The organism is Pseudoalteromonas sp. 20-92, assembly GCF_030847595.1.
Lineage (GTDB): Bacteria > Pseudomonadota > Gammaproteobacteria > Enterobacterales > Alteromonadaceae > Pseudoalteromonas > Pseudoalteromonas fuliginea.
In genome coordinates this window covers 48,425-65,741 of sequence record NZ_JANJGQ010000016.1, presented here as the reverse complement: position 1 = coordinate 65,741, position 17,317 = coordinate 48,425, and the positions used below count along the sequence as shown (strand labels likewise).

Annotated in this window: 17 protein-coding genes; 7 read left to right on the top strand and 10 right to left on the bottom strand. The window is 38.9% G+C overall.

The window, feature by feature from the left end; translation table 11 throughout:
* The first annotated feature begins 36 nt into the window (after window positions 1-36).
* Complete coding sequence (locus tag NRL14_RS13875; protein ID WP_306724904.1) at window positions 37-1,212, top strand: putative manganese transporter; 1,176 nt, start codon at window positions 37-39, stop codon at window positions 1,210-1,212.
* A 69-nt stretch (window positions 1,213-1,281) separates the two neighbouring features.
* Here NRL14_RS13875 and NRL14_RS13870 read toward each other — a convergent pair whose 3' ends face one another.
* The 7 genes from NRL14_RS13870 to seqA all read right to left on the bottom strand — a co-directional run bounded on the left by NRL14_RS13870 (window position 1,282) and on the right by seqA (window position 9,263).
* Window positions 1,282-1,641: a DUF805 domain-containing protein gene (locus NRL14_RS13870; protein WP_033014910.1), complete on the bottom strand. Its 360-nt coding sequence runs from the start codon at window positions 1,639-1,641 to the stop codon at window positions 1,282-1,284.
* A 152-nt stretch (window positions 1,642-1,793) separates the two neighbouring features.
* Window positions 1,794-3,380, bottom strand: a complete 1,587-nt coding sequence (locus NRL14_RS13865) for a dihydrolipoyllysine-residue acetyltransferase (RefSeq protein ID WP_306724903.1) — start codon at window positions 3,378-3,380, stop codon at window positions 1,794-1,796.
* 8 nt (window positions 3,381-3,388) lie between these two features.
* Window positions 3,389-4,366 carry an alpha-ketoacid dehydrogenase subunit beta gene (locus NRL14_RS13860; protein ID WP_033028368.1) on the bottom strand — a complete coding sequence of 326 codons (978 nt, stop codon included), beginning with the start codon at window positions 4,364-4,366 and terminating at the stop codon, window positions 3,389-3,391.
* On the bottom strand, window positions 4,366-5,580 hold the full coding sequence (locus NRL14_RS13855; protein ID WP_306724902.1) for a thiamine pyrophosphate-dependent dehydrogenase E1 component subunit alpha: 1,215 nt from the start codon (window positions 5,578-5,580) through the stop codon (window positions 4,366-4,368). Before NRL14_RS13855 ends, NRL14_RS13860 begins: the two co-directional genes overlap by 1 nt.
* 265 nt (window positions 5,581-5,845) lie before the next feature.
* A complete protein-coding gene (gene astE, locus NRL14_RS13850; RefSeq protein WP_306724901.1) occupies window positions 5,846-6,898 on the bottom strand; it encodes a succinylglutamate desuccinylase in 1,053 nt (350 codons plus the stop codon).
* A 121-nt stretch (window positions 6,899-7,019) separates the two neighbouring features.
* The gene (gene pgm, locus NRL14_RS13845) at window positions 7,020-8,657 is read right to left on the bottom strand and encodes a phosphoglucomutase (alpha-D-glucose-1,6-bisphosphate-dependent) (protein ID WP_306724900.1); all 1,638 of its coding nucleotides are present in this window, start codon (window positions 8,655-8,657) and stop codon (window positions 7,020-7,022) included.
* Between the two features lie 9 nt (window positions 8,658-8,666).
* On the bottom strand, window positions 8,667-9,263 hold the full coding sequence (gene seqA, locus NRL14_RS13840; RefSeq protein WP_007375759.1) for a replication initiation negative regulator SeqA: 597 nt from the start codon (window positions 9,261-9,263) through the stop codon (window positions 8,667-8,669).
* A 220-nt stretch (window positions 9,264-9,483) separates the two neighbouring features.
* On the opposite strand from seqA, the gene NRL14_RS13835 reads away from it, so the two are divergent.
* From NRL14_RS13835 to fur, 5 genes are all read left to right on the top strand, one after another.
* Window positions 9,484-10,251, top strand: a complete 768-nt coding sequence (locus NRL14_RS13835) for an alpha/beta fold hydrolase (RefSeq protein ID WP_306724899.1) — start codon at window positions 9,484-9,486, stop codon at window positions 10,249-10,251.
* Between the two features lie 95 nt (window positions 10,252-10,346).
* The gene (locus NRL14_RS13830; protein WP_002962930.1) at window positions 10,347-10,568 is read left to right on the top strand and encodes a DUF2788 domain-containing protein; all 222 of its coding nucleotides are present in this window, start codon (window positions 10,347-10,349) and stop codon (window positions 10,566-10,568) included.
* A 2-nt stretch (window positions 10,569-10,570) separates the two neighbouring features.
* Window positions 10,571-10,849 (top strand): LexA regulated protein, encoded by a 279-nt coding sequence (ybfE, locus tag NRL14_RS13825; RefSeq protein WP_002962928.1) that lies wholly within the window; start codon window positions 10,571-10,573, stop codon window positions 10,847-10,849.
* Between the two features lie 14 nt (window positions 10,850-10,863).
* Window positions 10,864-11,391, top strand: a complete 528-nt coding sequence (gene fldA / locus NRL14_RS13820) for a flavodoxin FldA (RefSeq protein ID WP_007375757.1) — start codon at window positions 10,864-10,866, stop codon at window positions 11,389-11,391.
* 186 nt (window positions 11,392-11,577) lie between these two features.
* Window positions 11,578-12,021: a ferric iron uptake transcriptional regulator gene (fur, locus tag NRL14_RS13815; protein ID WP_002962922.1), complete on the top strand. Its 444-nt coding sequence runs from the start codon at window positions 11,578-11,580 to the stop codon at window positions 12,019-12,021.
* Window positions 12,022-12,130: 109 nt separating this feature from the next.
* On the opposite strand, the gene glnS is transcribed toward fur, so the two are convergent.
* On the bottom strand, window positions 12,131-13,789 hold the full coding sequence (glnS, locus tag NRL14_RS13810) for a glutamine--tRNA ligase (RefSeq protein WP_306724898.1): 1,659 nt from the start codon (window positions 13,787-13,789) through the stop codon (window positions 12,131-12,133).
* Between the two features lie 217 nt (window positions 13,790-14,006).
* On the opposite strand from glnS, the gene NRL14_RS13805 reads away from it, so the two are divergent.
* Complete coding sequence (locus NRL14_RS13805) at window positions 14,007-15,077, top strand: DUF3083 family protein (RefSeq protein WP_149614220.1); 1,071 nt, start codon at window positions 14,007-14,009, stop codon at window positions 15,075-15,077.
* A 58-nt stretch (window positions 15,078-15,135) separates the two neighbouring features.
* On the opposite strand, the gene sucD is transcribed toward NRL14_RS13805, so the two are convergent.
* Together sucD and sucC are read right to left on the bottom strand one after the other, a co-directional pair.
* Window positions 15,136-16,008, bottom strand: coding sequence for a succinate--CoA ligase subunit alpha (sucD, locus tag NRL14_RS13800; protein WP_002961811.1), 873 nt, complete (start codon window positions 16,006-16,008; stop codon window positions 15,136-15,138).
* Window positions 16,008-17,174, bottom strand: coding sequence for an ADP-forming succinate--CoA ligase subunit beta (gene sucC / locus NRL14_RS13795; protein ID WP_306724897.1), 1,167 nt, complete (start codon window positions 17,172-17,174; stop codon window positions 16,008-16,010). Before sucC ends, sucD begins: the two co-directional genes overlap by 1 nt.
* Window positions 17,175-17,317 lie beyond the last annotated feature (143 nt).

Genomic DNA, 17,317 nt, shown 5'->3' with positions numbered 1-17,317 from the left:
ACAGTGTGACTTAGATAATTTATTAGGTCGCATTGTATGATTCTACTCTCTCACTTTGGTTTAATAACTCCCGCGTCAAGACAGTTTATAGGCCAAAACAAACGTTTATTGCTACCTTTATTTATATTGGTTTGCTTAGCATTACCTACCTTACGTGAAATTACTGTGACTGCATTAAGCGATGCTTTTTTTCAAGTGAGTGTGTTTGTTGCTGCTACCCTTTTGATTTATTACTACGCTATAGAGCATTTACCTCAACTAGAGCTGAGTTATTTAAGTGCTAAGTCGCCTATTTTAGAAATTAGTTTTGCTGCTGTTTTAGGTGCATTACCTGGCTGTGGTGGCGCTATTATAGTTGTTACGCAGTTTACTAAAGGTCAAGCGAGCTTTGGCTCTATTGTTGCTGTGCTAACAGCAACGATGGGCGATGCTGCTTTTTTGCTACTTGCCACACGCCCTACTGAAGGTTTAATTATTATGGGGATAGGATTAACTGTCGGTATAGTAAGTGGATTACTTGTTAATGCAATGCACAGTAAAGATTTTTTACGCCCAACAGCGCAAGAACAAAAACATCAAATTAAAATTTTACCCACTAATATTATTAAAATTAGTAAACCTGTGTGGATGATAACAATTGTACCTAGCTTAATGATTGCTTTATTAATTGCATTTAATGTCGACTTCACAAAATTTGGCACAAATATAGATACTGTGATCAGTATTTTTGGTGCCGCAATGGCACTCTTTGTTGTCAGTATTTGGGCATTTTCGTCAAAGGGTGAAAGTTATAAAGAAGTGACCTCAGAAGATGATACGTGCAATCCTCCTTCTAAAATAATTAAAGTATTACAAGACACACACTTTGTAACTGCATGGGTAGTAGCCTCTTTTATGTTATTTGAAATTTTAGTCAATATTGCAGGACTGAACTTAAAAACGTGGTTTGTACATTACGCCTATTTAGCACCGCTTATTGCAGTTGTTATTGGGTTTTTACCTGGCTGTGGCCCGCAAATAATTGTCACTACATTGTATATTCAAGGCATTATTCCCTTTAGTGCTTTAGCAGGAAACGCGATTTCTAACGATGGTGATGCGTTATTTCCAGCAATAGCAATGGCTCCTAGAGCTGCAGTGATAGCTACGCTTTATACATCTATTCCTGCTTTACTTGTAGGCTATGGACTCTATTTTTTAGTTGATATCTAAAGATATACTGTAAATTATAAACACAAAAAAGCTCAGCAATTGCTGAGCTTTTTGCTAAAAAATAGTAACTTACTCTGCTGCTACAAAACCTTCTTTAGGGTTTTGGCCAAAATCGTTTTCACCTTCGTGAGAATCTTGTGCTAAAAAGATGATTATAACTATCCAACCAATAATAGGTACTAACCAAAGTAGCTGCCACCAACCAGAGCGGCCAGTATCATGAAGGCGACGAGCACCGGCGCTTAATTGAGGAATTAATAATGCAAGGCTATAAATAGTGCCAATAAGAGCTATACCAAGTACTTCATCAACTACTGATAATGCTAAAGCGATTAAAAAGTTAATCAAATAAAACATCCAAAAAGCTTTGCGGCGATTACGACCTGAAAAATCTGCGTAGCTACGCAACGCATCCATATAATATTCCATAATAATATTCCTTAATGTTATTTTTTATATTCCCTAATGGGCTTGATTTCAATTACTTTTTAGTAACAATTGTATCTTAATTAAAAACAGTTCATATTAAAACAAAAACCAGCTTAAAGCTGGTTTTTTATTACACACTAACAATTGAGTTATTAACTCATAGCCATCATCATTACCGATGGATTTTCTAAGTACGATTTCCATAGGTTATTAAAACGAGCAATAGTCCCGCCATCAATAACGCGATGATCGCCAGACCAACTCACTTGCATAATAGCTTTACTCACAACTTGCCCACTTTCGTCAAAACGTGGTAGATGCTGTAGTTTACCAAGCGCAACAATAGCCACTTCTGGTTTATTAATTATAGGGGTTGCGATAGTGCCGCCAATTGCACCAATATTAGAGATGCTAATCGTCCCACCTTTTAAATCATCCGGTGCAACACGCCCTTCTCGCGCTGAATGAGTTAAGCGAGTTAAATCATTTGCCACATCTACAATGCTTTTACTCTGACACGATTTGATATTAGGGACTAACAAGCCAATTTTTGAATCAACCGCTATACCAATATTATGATCGCTATAATAGGTAAGCTCTGAGCAATCATCATTCACTTTTGAATTAAGTACAGGGTACTCTTTCATTGCTAGCGAAAGTGCTTTTACAAAAAATGGCATCATGGTGAGCTTTACGCCTTGTGCTTTGTACTGCTCTTTTAAGGAGCTGCGCAAAGCGATTAGCTGTGTTAAGTCGATTTCATCACTAAACGTAAAGTGCGGAATAGTTGAAACCGAAGCCACCATTTGCTTGGCCATGGCCGCTTTAATGCCTTTAATTTGCTCTACTCGTACGCCACCGCTTTGATTCTGCGTTTGGTTTTGCACTGCACTTTGAAAAGCATCGCTATTAAGCGGTGAAGTATCAATAGTATTTGGCACTTCGCCTTTTACAAACTCTTCAATATCTTGCTTGTAAATTCGACCATTTTTACCACTACCTGGAACGCACGTTAAATCAACATCTAGCTCACGTGCTTTACGACGAACCGCGGGGGATGCAACCGCTTTTTGATTGATAACTTTAGCAGCTTGCTGCGTTTTAACAAAGGCAACTTTTTCAGCGACGGCATTAGTTTGAGCCTTTACGACCGCTTGGTTTATATCAACACTTGGCTTTACTGCACTGCCTGCAATTGTCATTTGAAACAACGGGCTATGTACTTTTGCTATTTCACCTTTTTGGTAATATAGTTTTTTTACTGTGCCTGTATATTTTGCCGGAATTTGTACTAATGCTTTGTCGGTCATTACGTCACAAACCGCTTGGTCTTCTTCTATTTCATCGCCTTCTGCGACTAACCAATCAACAATCTCACACTCGACAATACCTTCACCAATATCAGGTAGTATAAAGTCCTCAACTACATCAGATACATTGTTATTAGTTTGATTTTCAGCTTGAACTGGCTCTTCTACTACTTCATTACTCGTACTATCACCACTTACATCCATAGCAAATAAAGGTGCATGTACTTTAGCAATTTCACCTTTTTGATAATATAGCTTTGAAATAATGCCATCATGCACTGCCGGAATTTGTACTAATGCTTTGTCTGTCATCACATCACAAATTGGCTGATCCTCAGATACGGTATCGCCTTCTTGAACTAGCCACTCAACAACTTCGCATTCAACAATGCCTTCACCAATATCGGGTAATATAAAATCTTTAGCCATGGTAACCCCTAAAAATCCATTGATTGTTTAATTGCAGCCAACACTTTTAGTGCGTCCGGTACGTATTCTTTTTCAAGTGCCAACGGGTATGGTGTATCTAGGCCACATACACGTAAAATTGGCGACTCTAAATGCAAGAAACACGCTTGTTGTATTGTTGCTGCTATCTCGGCACCAAAGCCATTAGTTATAGGCGCTTCATGACTCACGATTAAACGGCCGGTTTTAATAACCGATTTAGCAATCGTTTCAACATCCCATGGTAAAATACTACGAAGATCTATTACTTCACAGCTTATACCTTGCTCGCTTGCTTGCTGTGCAGCCGCTTCAATAATCTCCATTTGAGCACCCCACGCTAAAAGCGTAATATCGGTACCTTCTTGTACTACTTCAGCCGTGCCTAGTTCAATACTGTAATCTTCTTCAGGTACTTCGCCTGTTGATGCACGATATAAACGCTTAGGCTCAAAAAATATGACCGGGTTATCATCTTTAATTGCAGCACGTAATAAACCTTTAGCCTGATAAGGGTTACGCGGTACAACCACTTTTAAGCCCGGTGTATGCGCAAAATAAGCTTCGGGTGATTGCGAGTGATATAAGCCGCCTGCAATACCACCGCCATAAGGCGTACGAATAGTTAAGTTACCCACATTAAATTCATTACCACTACGGTAACGAAATTTAGCAGCTTCATTTACTATTTGATCGAACGCTGGAAAAATATAATCAGCGAATTGAATTTCTGCCAATGCAGGTGCACCAAATGCCGCTAAACCATTAGCAAAACCTAAAATACCTTGCTCGGTTAAAGGCGTATTAAAAACACGATGTTTACCGTACTTTTCTTGCAAGCCTGATGTTGCTCTAAATACACCACCGAAGTAACCAACATCTTCACCAAAAATACAGGCTTGAGGGTGTTCATCCATCGTAATATCGAGGGCAGAGTTAATTGCGTGGAGCATGTTCATTTTAGCCATTACTTAATTCTCCCTGCGGTTACTGGGTAAGCATCTGGATGCTGTTTTATATGTTCTTTTAATTGCTCGTACTGGCGTTGCAATAATGGAATTGGTGTATCGTAAACGTCAGATACCAGTTCTTCTAAAGCGGGCTTGGCAACAACTTCAGCACGCTTTAGCGCTGCTAAAATTTCTTCACGAATCGACTCTTTTGCTTTTATGTCGTCCTCTTCGTTTAACCAGTCTTGTTTGACCAGCCATTTTCTAAATTTATCAATAGGACAGGTTTGATTATTTGCTTCTTCATCTTTAGAGCGATAACCACTTGGATCGTCTGACGTAGAATGCGCGCCTAATCGATAAGCAATTGATTCAATAAGTACGGGTTCACCTTGTGTTGAGGCTATTTCACGTGCTTTTTTAGTCGCTGCATACACAGCAAGTGCATCTGTGCCATCAACACGAATTGTTTTAATACCATAACCAACACCACGCGAGGCGATACCATCGCCTTTAAATTGCTCATCAGCAGGGGTAGATATGGCATAGCCGTTATTACGTGCAAAAAATATAACTGGCGCTCTGTGAACAGCGGCCATATTTAAACCGGCATGAAAGTCACCTTCTGATGCAGCACCTTCGCCAAAGTAACAAATAGTCACATTATCAATTGTGCTGGCAAGCTCGCCTGTTTTAGCGTCGATGTGCTTTATTTTTTGGCCATATGCATAACCCGTTGCTTGTGGTATTTGCGTACCCAATGGCGATGAAATCGTCATGTAGTTTAGCGCTTTAGAGCCATAATGGATTGGCATTTGGCGACCTTTGCCTAAATCCAATTCATTTGAAAACATTTGGTTCATAAATTGATCAAGTGTAAAACCACGGTAATGCAATGCAGCTTGTTCACGATATTGCGCCATGATCATATCGTCTTGATCAAGTGCAGCAGCAGAGGCTGTAACTGCGGCTTCTTCGCCTAGGCATTGCATATAAAAACTAACACGGCCTTGGCGCTGCGCGCCTTGCATACGTTCATCTAACAAACGTATAAAACGCATTGTTTCATATAACTTAATAGCGGTATGTTTTGAAATGTCAGGTGCGGTTGCACTAGGATGGATGTCGCCGTCCTCAGTTAAAATACTAAGGGTTGGAATATTAAGTGCTTGGCCATCAATAAATTCAAGCGCGTGGTTAATATTCAGCGATACGTTATTTGGATTACTCATAACCTACCTTCTTTTGTTGTCGGTAAAACAGTGCCCCTTTAAATTATTATTGTGGGTGATTGTTGCTGGTTAAACTTTGCAACATCTGCACTATCTTTAATTAAAGCTGCCAACACTTTACGTTAACGTAAAGTGTTATTCAACAGATCTGGGACGAAACAAAAGCAAATACTGGCTAAATAAGTGGCAAGTTAACGATACGGTTACTTTAATTAATAGTAATCATATAGTTAACTTTAAGTTACTAGTGGTCTGATGAGTCAAATTAGATAAAATTACTATCAATATCCATTGGAATAACAGTAAGGAGTGCTCTTTGCCCTAATGCTACGCTCGCATTTGGAAAAATAATAGCCTCCCCTTCAACGTCAGCGTAAATCGCTGTATCACCGTCGGTTGCAAGTAGTTCACCTTTCGCAAAGCCAGTAAAGTTCTCAGCATCGTCAGAAAAAGGAAAACTAAAATCGTGCTGCGTTCTATTAATTGTGCGGTGCACTGCAAATAATTCAAAATCGTTTGCATTAAATTCAGGATATTTAACTTTATTTTGACTAATTAATGCAGTTAAGGTTTGCTTTGTTTTTTCAAAGCGGGCCATATCATTTTGGCCAAATGGCTTAACTTGACCCAGCTCTACCGTAAAAGAATCAGCACCGCGTATAAATGACGAATAATAGCTAAATGTGGTTGCAGGAGATTTCATCATAAGCACGGTATTTACACCACAACTCAATAAAAATTGTAGCTGTGATTTTTTCCACGGTTTTCCGTGTAAATATGGATACACGGCAAACTTTTCATTCTTTGATCCACGAATAGCAGTATGTAGATCGTAATGACATCGGCTACTGCCTTGCTCGCCACGGGCATAAAAATCGCTTACGTATTGCTCAAGCTTTGCAGCGCGGTTTCGCTCATTATTCATTGGTACACCTTCAACTGTATGGTGACCATTAAATAATCTATTTAAGTTTTCTTCTACAAAACGCAGGCCAATATTAATTGATTGTGGATTACCGTAAATAAACAAAGCGCGCTGCTTAAGTATCAGCTCGCCTTTTATAATTTGTTTAATGAGCTCATCACAAATTTCAATTGGCGCAGTTTCGTTACCGTGTACAGCGCTTGAATAAACTACATCCTTTGACGTTGTAACAGCAGGTTGAAACTCAATGACTCCGGTATCGTGGATATTTACACGAGTCCCATTATCTAAAACAAACTCACCTGCATCTAAATGCCATTCGTTGTCACGACTAAGCGTTAAAAAATCGCCAGTTTGTTTTAATTCATTTAAGTAAGATGGATTGGCTGACATATAATAAGCCCTTTAAAAATAATGTGAGAGTAGACTCTTATGCATATATTTTTATAAATACACAAGGTATAGAAACGAAAACGGCTGAATAAATCAGCCGTTTTAAAATTATTAGATTAAGTTAGCTTATAACTGAATCTACAAGCTTTTTAGCTTCTTTTTCAAGTAACGCTAAATGCGCTTCACCTTTAAATGATTCAAGGTATATTTTATAAATATCTTCAGTACCCGATGGACGCGCTGCAAACCAGCCATTTTCAGTGACCACTTTTAAACCACCAATTGCCGCATCGTTACCTGGTGCATGAGTCAATTTTTGCAAAATAGGCTCGCCAGCAAGTGTATCTGCTTTAACATCAGAAGCACTCAATGCTTTTAAACGTGATTTTTGACCGCTTGTAGCAGGTGCATCTAGGCGTTTATAAATTGGAGAACCAAACTCTTGTTCTAATTCTTTATAAAACGCTGATGGCGTTTTACCTGTCACAGCAAGTATTTCTGCAGCGAGTAGCCCCATTATGAAGCCGTCTTTATCTGTACACCATACAGAGCCATCAAAACGTAAGAATGCCGCACCGGCGCTTTCTTCGCCACCAAACGCAAGTTTGCCTTTACTTAAGCCTTCAACAAACCATTTAAAGCCTACGGGTACTTCTTTAACTTTACGGCTGTTACGAGCAGCTACTTTGTCAATCATAGAGCTAGAAACCAATGTTTTACCAATTTCTACGGTTTCATTCCAATCACGGTGTTTAAGTAAGTAATCGATTGCCACTGCTAAAAAGTGGTTTGGATTCATTAAACCATCTGGCGTTACAATACCGTGGCGATCGTAGTCAGGGTCGTTACCAATAGACACATCAAAATCATCTTTTAATGCAATAAGATTCGCCATTGAATAAGGTGATGAACAATCCATACGAATTTTGCCATCTTTATCAAGTGGCATAAAAGCAAAACGTGGGTCAACAACATCATTAACAACGGTTAAATCTAAATTATATTTTTTAGCAATAACAGGCCAAAAATTAATACCCGAACCACCAAGTGGATCGATACCAATTTTGATACCTGCATCGCTAATTGCTTTTAAATTAACGATATTTGCTAAATCACCAATATAAGGAGTCATTAAATCTTCGTAGCGGATAAAACCTGAACGTGAAGCTTTGGCGAATGGGAATAACTCAACTTCAACTAAATCTTCTAATAAAAGTTGATTAGCTCTGTCTTCGATCCATTTAGTGACGTCGGTATCAGCAGGTCCGCCATTAGGTGGGTTGTACTTAAAGCCACCATCTTCAGGAGGGTTATGCGACGGGGTAACTACAATCCCGTCTGCAAGCTCATTTGGGTGTAGCTTGTTATGACTTACGATGGCATGACTGATTACAGGTGTTGGTGTAAAGTCACCGTTTTCTTGCGTTATCACTTGCACTTCGTTAGCAACTAAAACTTCAATAGCTGAATTAAATGCAGCCTCACTCAATGCGTGCGTATCTTTACCTAAAAATAACGGACCAAAAATATCATTTTGTTTTCTGTAATCACAAATAGCTTGAGTAATCGCCAAAATGTGTGATTCGTTAAATTTAACATCGTAAGAACACCCACGGTGGCCTGATGTACCAAAAGCAACGCAATGCTCAGGGTTCTGCTCAAGATCTGGTTCATTTAAATAATAGGCAGATACTAATTTTGGAACATTAACCAGTGCCGATTGTGGAGCAGTTTTACCTGCGCCTGAGTGAATAGCCATTATATTTCCTTACAGGTAATCGCGAATTTTTTCAGCTTGCTCTGCACTGTAACCAAGGCAAAGAGCCACTTCATGAAGCATCATTTTTTTACGCGTTGTATTAGAATTCGTCATAACCCAATATTCACTATCAGTTATGTTTTTAGGATTCATGCTACTGCCGCTATTAACTAAGTCTTCTTTGCTGGTAGCAAAGTAAACACGGTCGCGGCCTTTTATATCTAATACAGCCGAAAAGTCAGTTTTATGTGTACGGTAAAATGCACTTAAAATAAACAAAAAACGTCCAACAACGCCCTTTTGCATTGCCAGCTCTTCTTTATTTAGTACATTAAAAATATTATCACTTTTTTGCTGCACAGGTGCGTGAGCTACAGGTGTTTGTTTTTTTGTAGTCTCAGCAGCCGTTGGGTCTGAGCTTTTTAATGTGGCAGTGGACGTAGTCGCAGTTTGATTGTTTTGAGTTAGTTCTACGTTTGCGGTTAGAATTTTTTCGCCGCTCAGATTTAATAAACGACGTAAAATAGTGGATGCACTTTCACCAATACTTTGCGTATTGCTTGCAATATATTGATATAATTCGTCGTCTATGTCGATTTGTTTCATGTTATTCCTGTCATTACGGGTCACATTTCTTTCTCCCGTGTGATTATACCCAAACCAATCAGAAATGCGAGTTACAACAAGCACTCCCGTAAACATATTAATATTTACTTGATTGTTGTTGATTTAACAAACAAAAGCCCAATTGAATAAATAGTCGCTGTATTTTTTGCTTTTTAGAGCAATGCTCGGCAAACTATGGCCAAATTTTCAGGAGGCGTGTATGCAGTTAAATTACAAGCAACAAGGGCAAGGTCCTAACGTTATTTTGATCCACGGGCTTTTTGGATCATTAGAAAACTTAAATGTTATTGCAAAGCCATTAAGTGAACACTTTAATGTTATAAACGTTGATTTGCGTAACCATGGTCTGTCACCTCATAGCGATGAAATGAATTACCCAGCAATGGCACAAGATATTGTTGAGTTATTAGCCCGTTTAAACATAGACAAGGCCCATTTAGTTGGCCACTCTATGGGTGGTAAAGTGGCAATGGAATTAGCGCTTACCCGTCCTGAGCTGGTAAATAAATTGGTTGTACTTGATATTGCACCTGTTAGTTACCCCGCTCGCCACACAAAAATACTGCAAGCATTAAAAGCAGTTTCAGCACAATCAATCGACGATCGAAAACAAGCTGATGCAATTATGCAGCCTTTTATCGAAGAGCTTGGAGTTCGACAATTTTTACTTAAAAGCCTCGCTAAAAATGAAGAAGGTCGTTTTGCGTGGCGATTTAACTTAAATGTGCTTAATGAAAAATATTCGACAATCACATCCAATGTTAATGAAAACAATTCTTGTTTATGCGATACTCTTTTCATTAAAGGCAACGATTCTGACTATATTTTGCCCGAACATCGTACTGCAATTACAACACGCTTTAAAAACACCAAGGCTAAAATTATTCATGGAGCAGGTCATTGGCTTCATGCTCAAAAGCCCCTTGCTGTTAATAAAGCGATAAATGACTTTTTAACTGCGATTTAAAGTAATTTTAATCGCGTGTTTTTGATTCTGCGCACTAAATATATCAATATTTATATGCTATAGTACGCGCCGTTTAATTTAAAGGTTATACGTTGATGGTCAGTCAGTTAATTAACGAATTTGATACCCTAGGGTTGTATTTTGGCTTAGCCGGTATTTTCATATTCATCGGCATGGCAATTAAAGACGTACTAAAAAGTGGTAATGTACCAAAGTTCGGACAATACATTGTCTGGGGCGTGCTCTTTTTAGGTTGTTCAGGCTTTATTGCTAAAGGGCTTATTCAAGTATTTTGGCAAGGCGCAGGTGTAGGTTAAGCATGGCGAAGTCAGAAACAGATAGAACTACACTCGATTTATTTGAATACGAAAAACGCCCAGGCAGGCCTAAAACCAATCCCCTTTCACGGGATATGCAGTTAAAGGTAAATAAACGTAATCAAATAAAAAGAGATAAAGCACGTGGTTTAAAACGTGTTGAATTTAAAGTTTCATCACAGTTATATCAAGCATTAAGTGATATGGCAGATGCACAAAATATTAGCCGCAGTGCGCTGATTGAAACGATTTTACAAGAAAGATTGGCTATTGATACATAAAAGGTTTTAAATCCATGGCAAGTGTAGGCATTTTTTTCGGAAGTGACACAGGTAACACAGAACACGTAGCAAAAATGATCCAAAAAGAATTGGGTAAAAAGCTAGTGGCTGTTCATGATATTGCAAAAAGCTCTAAAGAAGAGATAGCTGAATTTGATTTAATCTTATTCGGTATTCCGACTTGGTACTACGGCGAAGCGCAATGTGACTGGGATGACTTTTTCCCTGAGCTTGAGGAAGTGGACTTCGAAGGTAAGCTTGTGGCTATTTTTGGTTGTGGAGACCAAGAAGATTACGCAGAGTACTTTTTAGATGCAATGGGCATGATCAACGATATCGTTACTGAGCGTGGCGCTATTGTTGTGGGCCATTGGCCAAGCGAAAGCTATGACTTTGAAGCGTCTAAAGGCATGGCTGATGAGAAGCACTTTGTAGGCCTGGGTATCGACGAAGACCGTCAACCAGAGCTAACTGAGCAACGTGTTAAAGCATGGTCGGCTCAAGTGTATGAAGAAATGTGTTTAAGTGAATTAGCTGACTAATTTTCTACATATATCGCGAGCTGTTTAAATAACTATCAAACAGTTAGCGATTTAAGCTTTAATAGCAATATAAATCAATTGTTCTTTGCACTTAACGCTTAGGCACGTTATCCTGTTTATTGCTAATGTGTCGTGTACATCTTTGCAAGATGTCTAGTATAACCAAATAAAATTGAGACAGATTTAATGACTGATCATAACTTGGAACTTAAAAAAGCCGGTTTAAAAGTAACTTTACCGCGTATAAAAATATTAGAGATTTTACAATCTCCAGATAACCAACACATCAGTGCTGAAGATGTTTACAAAATTCTTTTGGATCTAGGTGAAGAAATTGGTCTTGCAACTGTATACCGCGTACTTAACCAATTTGATGATGCAGGTATTGTAAGCCGTCATCACTTTGAAGGTGGAAAATCAGTATTTGAACTTTCAGGAAGCACGCACCACGATCATTTAGTATGTCTGAAATGTGGTAAAGTTGTAGAGTTTGAAGATGATATGATTGAACGTCGTCAACTTGAGATTGCTGAAGAAAATGGGATTACCCTTACAAATCATTCTTTGTATTTATACGGTGAGTGTAATGATAAAGCAGCGTGTAAAGAGTTTAGCGACGCAAACAGCTAATAGCGCTTTTTAAAGCAATAAAAAACCTGCTAATTGCAGGTTTTTTTGTGTCTAAATTACGATAGTATATAGTGAGCCGGTATAAATACAGGCTCATTATTAAACGTAGCTACTGTGTTTTAGACCATGAATCACGAAGACCCACTGTTTGGTTAAATACAACGTTCTCTGATTTAGAATCACGAGAGAAATAACCCGTACGCTCAAACTGAAAGCCCTGCTCTGTTTGAGAATCAGCAAGCGATGGCTCTAATTTAGCGTTTGGCAAAACAACCAATGACTCTGGGTTTAGTGTTGTTTCGAACTCATCAGCAGCTGCTGGGTTTGGTACGCTAAACAAACGGTCGTATAAACGCACTTCTGCAGTGATAGACTCTGGTGCTGAAACCCAGTGAATAACGCCTTTTACTTTACGTCCATCACTTGGGTTTTTACCAAGTGTTTCGCTGTCGTAAGTACAGAAGATAGTTGTGATTTCGCCATTTTCGTCTTTTTCAACACGCTGCGCTTTAATAACATAAGCACCACGTAAGCGTACTTCTTTATCAAGTACTAAACGTTTGAATTTGTTATTTGCTTCTTCTTTGAAGTCTTCACGTTCGATATAAATTTCACGCGTAAACGGTACATCACGACGACCCATTTCTTCTTTATTTGGGTGATTAGCCACAGATAAAATTTCAACCTTGTCTGCATCGTAGTTTTCAATAACTATTTTAACAGGATTGAGTACAGCCATTGCACGTGGTGCATTTTCGTTTAAGTCTTCACGGATACACGCTTCAAGCATGCCCATTTCGACCATATTCTCTTGTTTTGTTACACCAATACGCAAACAAAATTCACGAATTGAACCTGGTGTATAGCCACGACGACGTAAACCTGCAATTGTAGGCATACGTGGGTCGTCCCACCCTTCTACATGGTTATTAACCACTAAATCACTAAGCTTACGCTTAGACATAATTGTATATTCAAGATTTAAACGTGAGAACTCAATTTGCTGCGGGTGACATTCTAAACTGATGTTATCAAGTACCCAGTCGTATAAACGGCGGTTATCTTGAAACTCTAATGTACATAACGAATGTGTAATACCTTCAAGCGCATCAGAAATACAGTGCGTGAAGTCATACATAGGGTAAATGCACCACTTATCAGCTGTTTGATGATGGTGAGCAAAACGCACACGGTAAATAATTGGATCGCGAAGCACCATAAATGAGCTTGCCATATCAATTTTAGCACGCAGAACACATTCACCCTCTTTGAATTCACCAGCACGCATTTTTTCAAATAACGCTAGGTTTTCTTCAACTGACGTGTCTCTATATGGACTGTTTTTACCTGGCTCTTTTAATGTACCACGGTACTGTCGCGCTTCGTCTGCAGTTAAAAAACAAACGTACGCTAAGCCTTTATTTATTAGCTCAACTGCGTAACCATATAAAGTATCAAAATAGTTAGAAGAATACTTTATATCGCCATCCCAATTAAAACCTAACCACTGTACATCCTCTTTAATAGAATTTACGTAGTTAATGTCTTCTTTTTCAGGGTTTGTATCGTCAAAACGTAGGTTACATAAACCGTTGTAGTCTTTTGCGATACCAAAATTTAAGCAAATTGATTTTGCATGACCAATATGTAAAAAACCATTTGGTTCAGGTGGAAAACGTGTATGCGTTGTAGCATGTTTCCCGCTTGCTAAGTCTTCATCAATTCGGGTTCTAATAAAGTTACTTGGGCGATTCTCAATTTCCGCCATAGGAGTGTGATCCTCTAATATTACGTAATAACAAAACTAATGCATTATTACAAAAACATACACTAACATACAGCAATAGATTAAGGTTTATTTTAGATATTGATTAACTTTAATCCACAGGTTCCATTGTTTACGAATAAAATTTGTTTTAACGCAATATTTAAGTCATCAAAACCGATTATAGTAATCGAATAACCTACTTTATAAGGATCCGAAGATGGCTACACTTAATCAACACCGCGTATATATTCCAACAAACGCACGCGCTAATCACTATTTATTGGCTGAAATAACACCTAGTGAAGCGTTTTACAGTAGTTTTACCACTATAGATTGTTGCTACGAGCGCATTGCGCGTCAACTATTTGCATGTTGTGATGAATATGAGCTTCATAATGTACATTTACTTGCCAACGATAAGCTACCGGTTGTACGATTTCATGATGAGTCATACCAGTTAGAAACGGATAAGCAGATGCTGTTTTTTTATAATCCTCGCTATCACGAAGCGCATAAACTTTATTACACACCAAACACGAAAAGTAAAAAAATACGTTTACTTTTTTTAGCCACCGGTGAGGACTTACGTGCGAATTCAGCTTTGTTTCACAATAAAGTACAAAAAGTATTGACCCTTTTACAAGAGCAATTATTTCTAAATCAACCTCAATTTAAACTTCGTGATCACCAGCATCTTACTTACGATTTGTTTGCTAAAGACAAAGGCAATAGAGAAAGTTATGGTTATAAGCTAAGAAGCCTCTACCCTCGTTATCAGTCGAGGCAATGCAATATACCGGGTGACTATGCTGAAATGACTTACACGACTTTTACTATTCCAATTTCTCGTGCAATCAAAACACAGTTTCAAACAATGGTAAACGATCAGGATTTTAAAAAGTTTTATGACTACTTTGCTGATAGCTTTAAACGCGCATGTGAAATTAATAAACTAACGCATGGCGCAATGGTTGCCAATGGTGCAATACCAATTATCCGTAACAGTAAAATAGATAAAAATGAAGGCAATGTAGAATTGCAGAAATTAAGTTTTGATGTTGAATCAAATGAAAGTCAGATTAAATATTTTTATGATGAAACTAAACTAGTAGAAACCATCCATTTCGTTGTCGTTGCGACAAACCAAGATAAGCATGAGATTGGGTATGGGCGCTTCATGAACCAAGTAGAAAAAACGGTTCACGCTTTATGTGAAGAGCTTGCTATAAATAAACAACGACAAGATTTGTCTGTGCGCTTCTTTCAGCACATTAGTTATCCATTCTAAATTTAACCCAATAACAAAAAGGCCCGCATAAGCGGGCCTTTTCAGAGGGAACAAGCAATTACCAGCCTGTTTTCTCTTTAAGTGCTTTACCGATTTCAGCAAGTGAACGTACAGTTTTTACGCCCGCAGCTTCTAATGCAGCAAATTTCTCATCAGCAGTACCTTTACCGCCTGCGATGATTGCGCCAGCGTGACCCATACGCTTACCTTCTGGTGCAGTAACACCAGCAATGTAAGATACTACAGGTTTAGTTACGTTAGCTTTGATGTACTCTGCAGCTTCTTCTTCTGCAGTACCACCAATTTCACCAATCATTACGATTGCTTCAGTTTGTGGATCTTTTTCGAACATTTCTAAAACGTCGATAAAGTTAGTACCTGGAATTGGATCACCACCAATACCAACACACGTAGACTGACCAAAACCAGCATCAGTAGTTTGCTTAACCGCTTCGTACGTTAAAGTACCAGAGCGAGAAACAATACCTACTTTACCAGGTTTGTGGATGTGACCAGGCATGATACCAATCTTAGTTTCACCAGGAGTAATAACACCTGGACAGTTAGGACCGATCATGCGAGTACCTGTTTGATCTAGTTTAACTTTAACGTCAACCATATCAAGTGTAGGGATACCTTCAGTGATACAAACAATCAGCTCGATGCCAGCATCGATAGCTTCTAAAATTGCATCTTTACAAAAAGGAGCTGGTACATAGATAACTGAAGCAGTTGCGCCAGTTTCTTGAACAGCATCACGAACTGTGTTGAATACAGGAAGACCAAGGTGCGTTTGACCGCCTTTACCAGGGCTTACACCACCAACCATTTGTGTACCGTACTCAAGCGCTTGCTCAGAGTGGAAAGTACCTTGGCCACCAGTGAAACCTTGACAGATAACTTTTGTATCTTTATTGATTAATACAGACATTATTTGCCCTCCGCAGCAGCAACAACTTTCTCAGCAGCGTCTGTTAGTGATTCAGCAGCGATGATGTTAAGGTCAGAATTAGCTAGAACTTCACGACCTAGTTCAGCATTAGTACCTTCTAAACGTACAACTACAGGTACGTTTACGCCAACTTCTTTAACTGCGCCAATGATGCCTTCAGCAATCATGTCACAACGAACGATACCGCCAAAGATGTTAACTAAAACAGCTTTAACATTGTCGTCAGAAAGAATGATTTTGAATGCTTCAGAAACACGTTCTTTAGTAGCACCGCCACCAACATCCAAGAAGTTAGCCGGCTTGCCGCCATGTAGGTTTACGATGTCCATAGTACCCATTGCTAGGCCTGCACCGTTAACCATACAACCAACATTGCCATCTAGGGCTACGTAGTTAAGCTCAAAGCTTGCTGCATGCGCTTCACGTGCATCTTCTTGAGATGGATCGTGGAACTCACGGATTTTAGGTTGACGGTAAAGTGCATTACCATCAATACCAATTTTTCCGTCAAGACAGTGAAGGTTACCTTCGTCTGTAATTACTAACGGGTTGATTTCAAGTAGTGCGAAATCAAAATCAGTAAACATTTTACCAAGACCCATAAAGATCTTAACAAACTGCTTCATTTGTACTGGGTTAAGACCCAATTTGAAGCCTAGTTCACGTGCTTGGTAAGCTTGAGGACCTACTAACGGGTCGATTTCAGCTTTGTGGATAAGCTCTGGTGTTTCTTCTGCAACAGTTTCAATTTCAACGCCGCCTTCAGTAGACGCCATGAAAACTACTTTGCGAGATGCACGGTCAACTACTGCACCTAGGTACAATTCGTTAGCAATGTCAGTACAGCTTTCAACTAAAATTTTAGCTACTGGCTGGCCTTTCTCGTCTGTTTGGTAAGTAACTAGGTTTTTACCCAACCAGTTAGCTGCAAACGCTTTTACTTCGTCGATAGTTTTTACTAGCTTTACACCGCCAGCTTTACCACGTCCACCTGCGTGAACCTGAGTTTTAACAACCCACATATCACCGCCGATTTTTTCAGCAGCTGCTGCAGCTTCTTCAGGTGTATCGCAAGCGAAACCTTGAGAAACTGGTAAACCATATTCGGCAAAAAGTTGTTTTGCCTGATACTCATGCAAATTCATGATGCTTTATCCAATTTTTTATACTAAAAGAGCTGAATATTTTTGAAAATAAACAACTATCCCAAATTGCGCACCTAGTATAGATCCCAAGGCTTAACATGAAAACCCCAGTACGACCAAAGGCGCAAAAAAAAAGCTGTGAA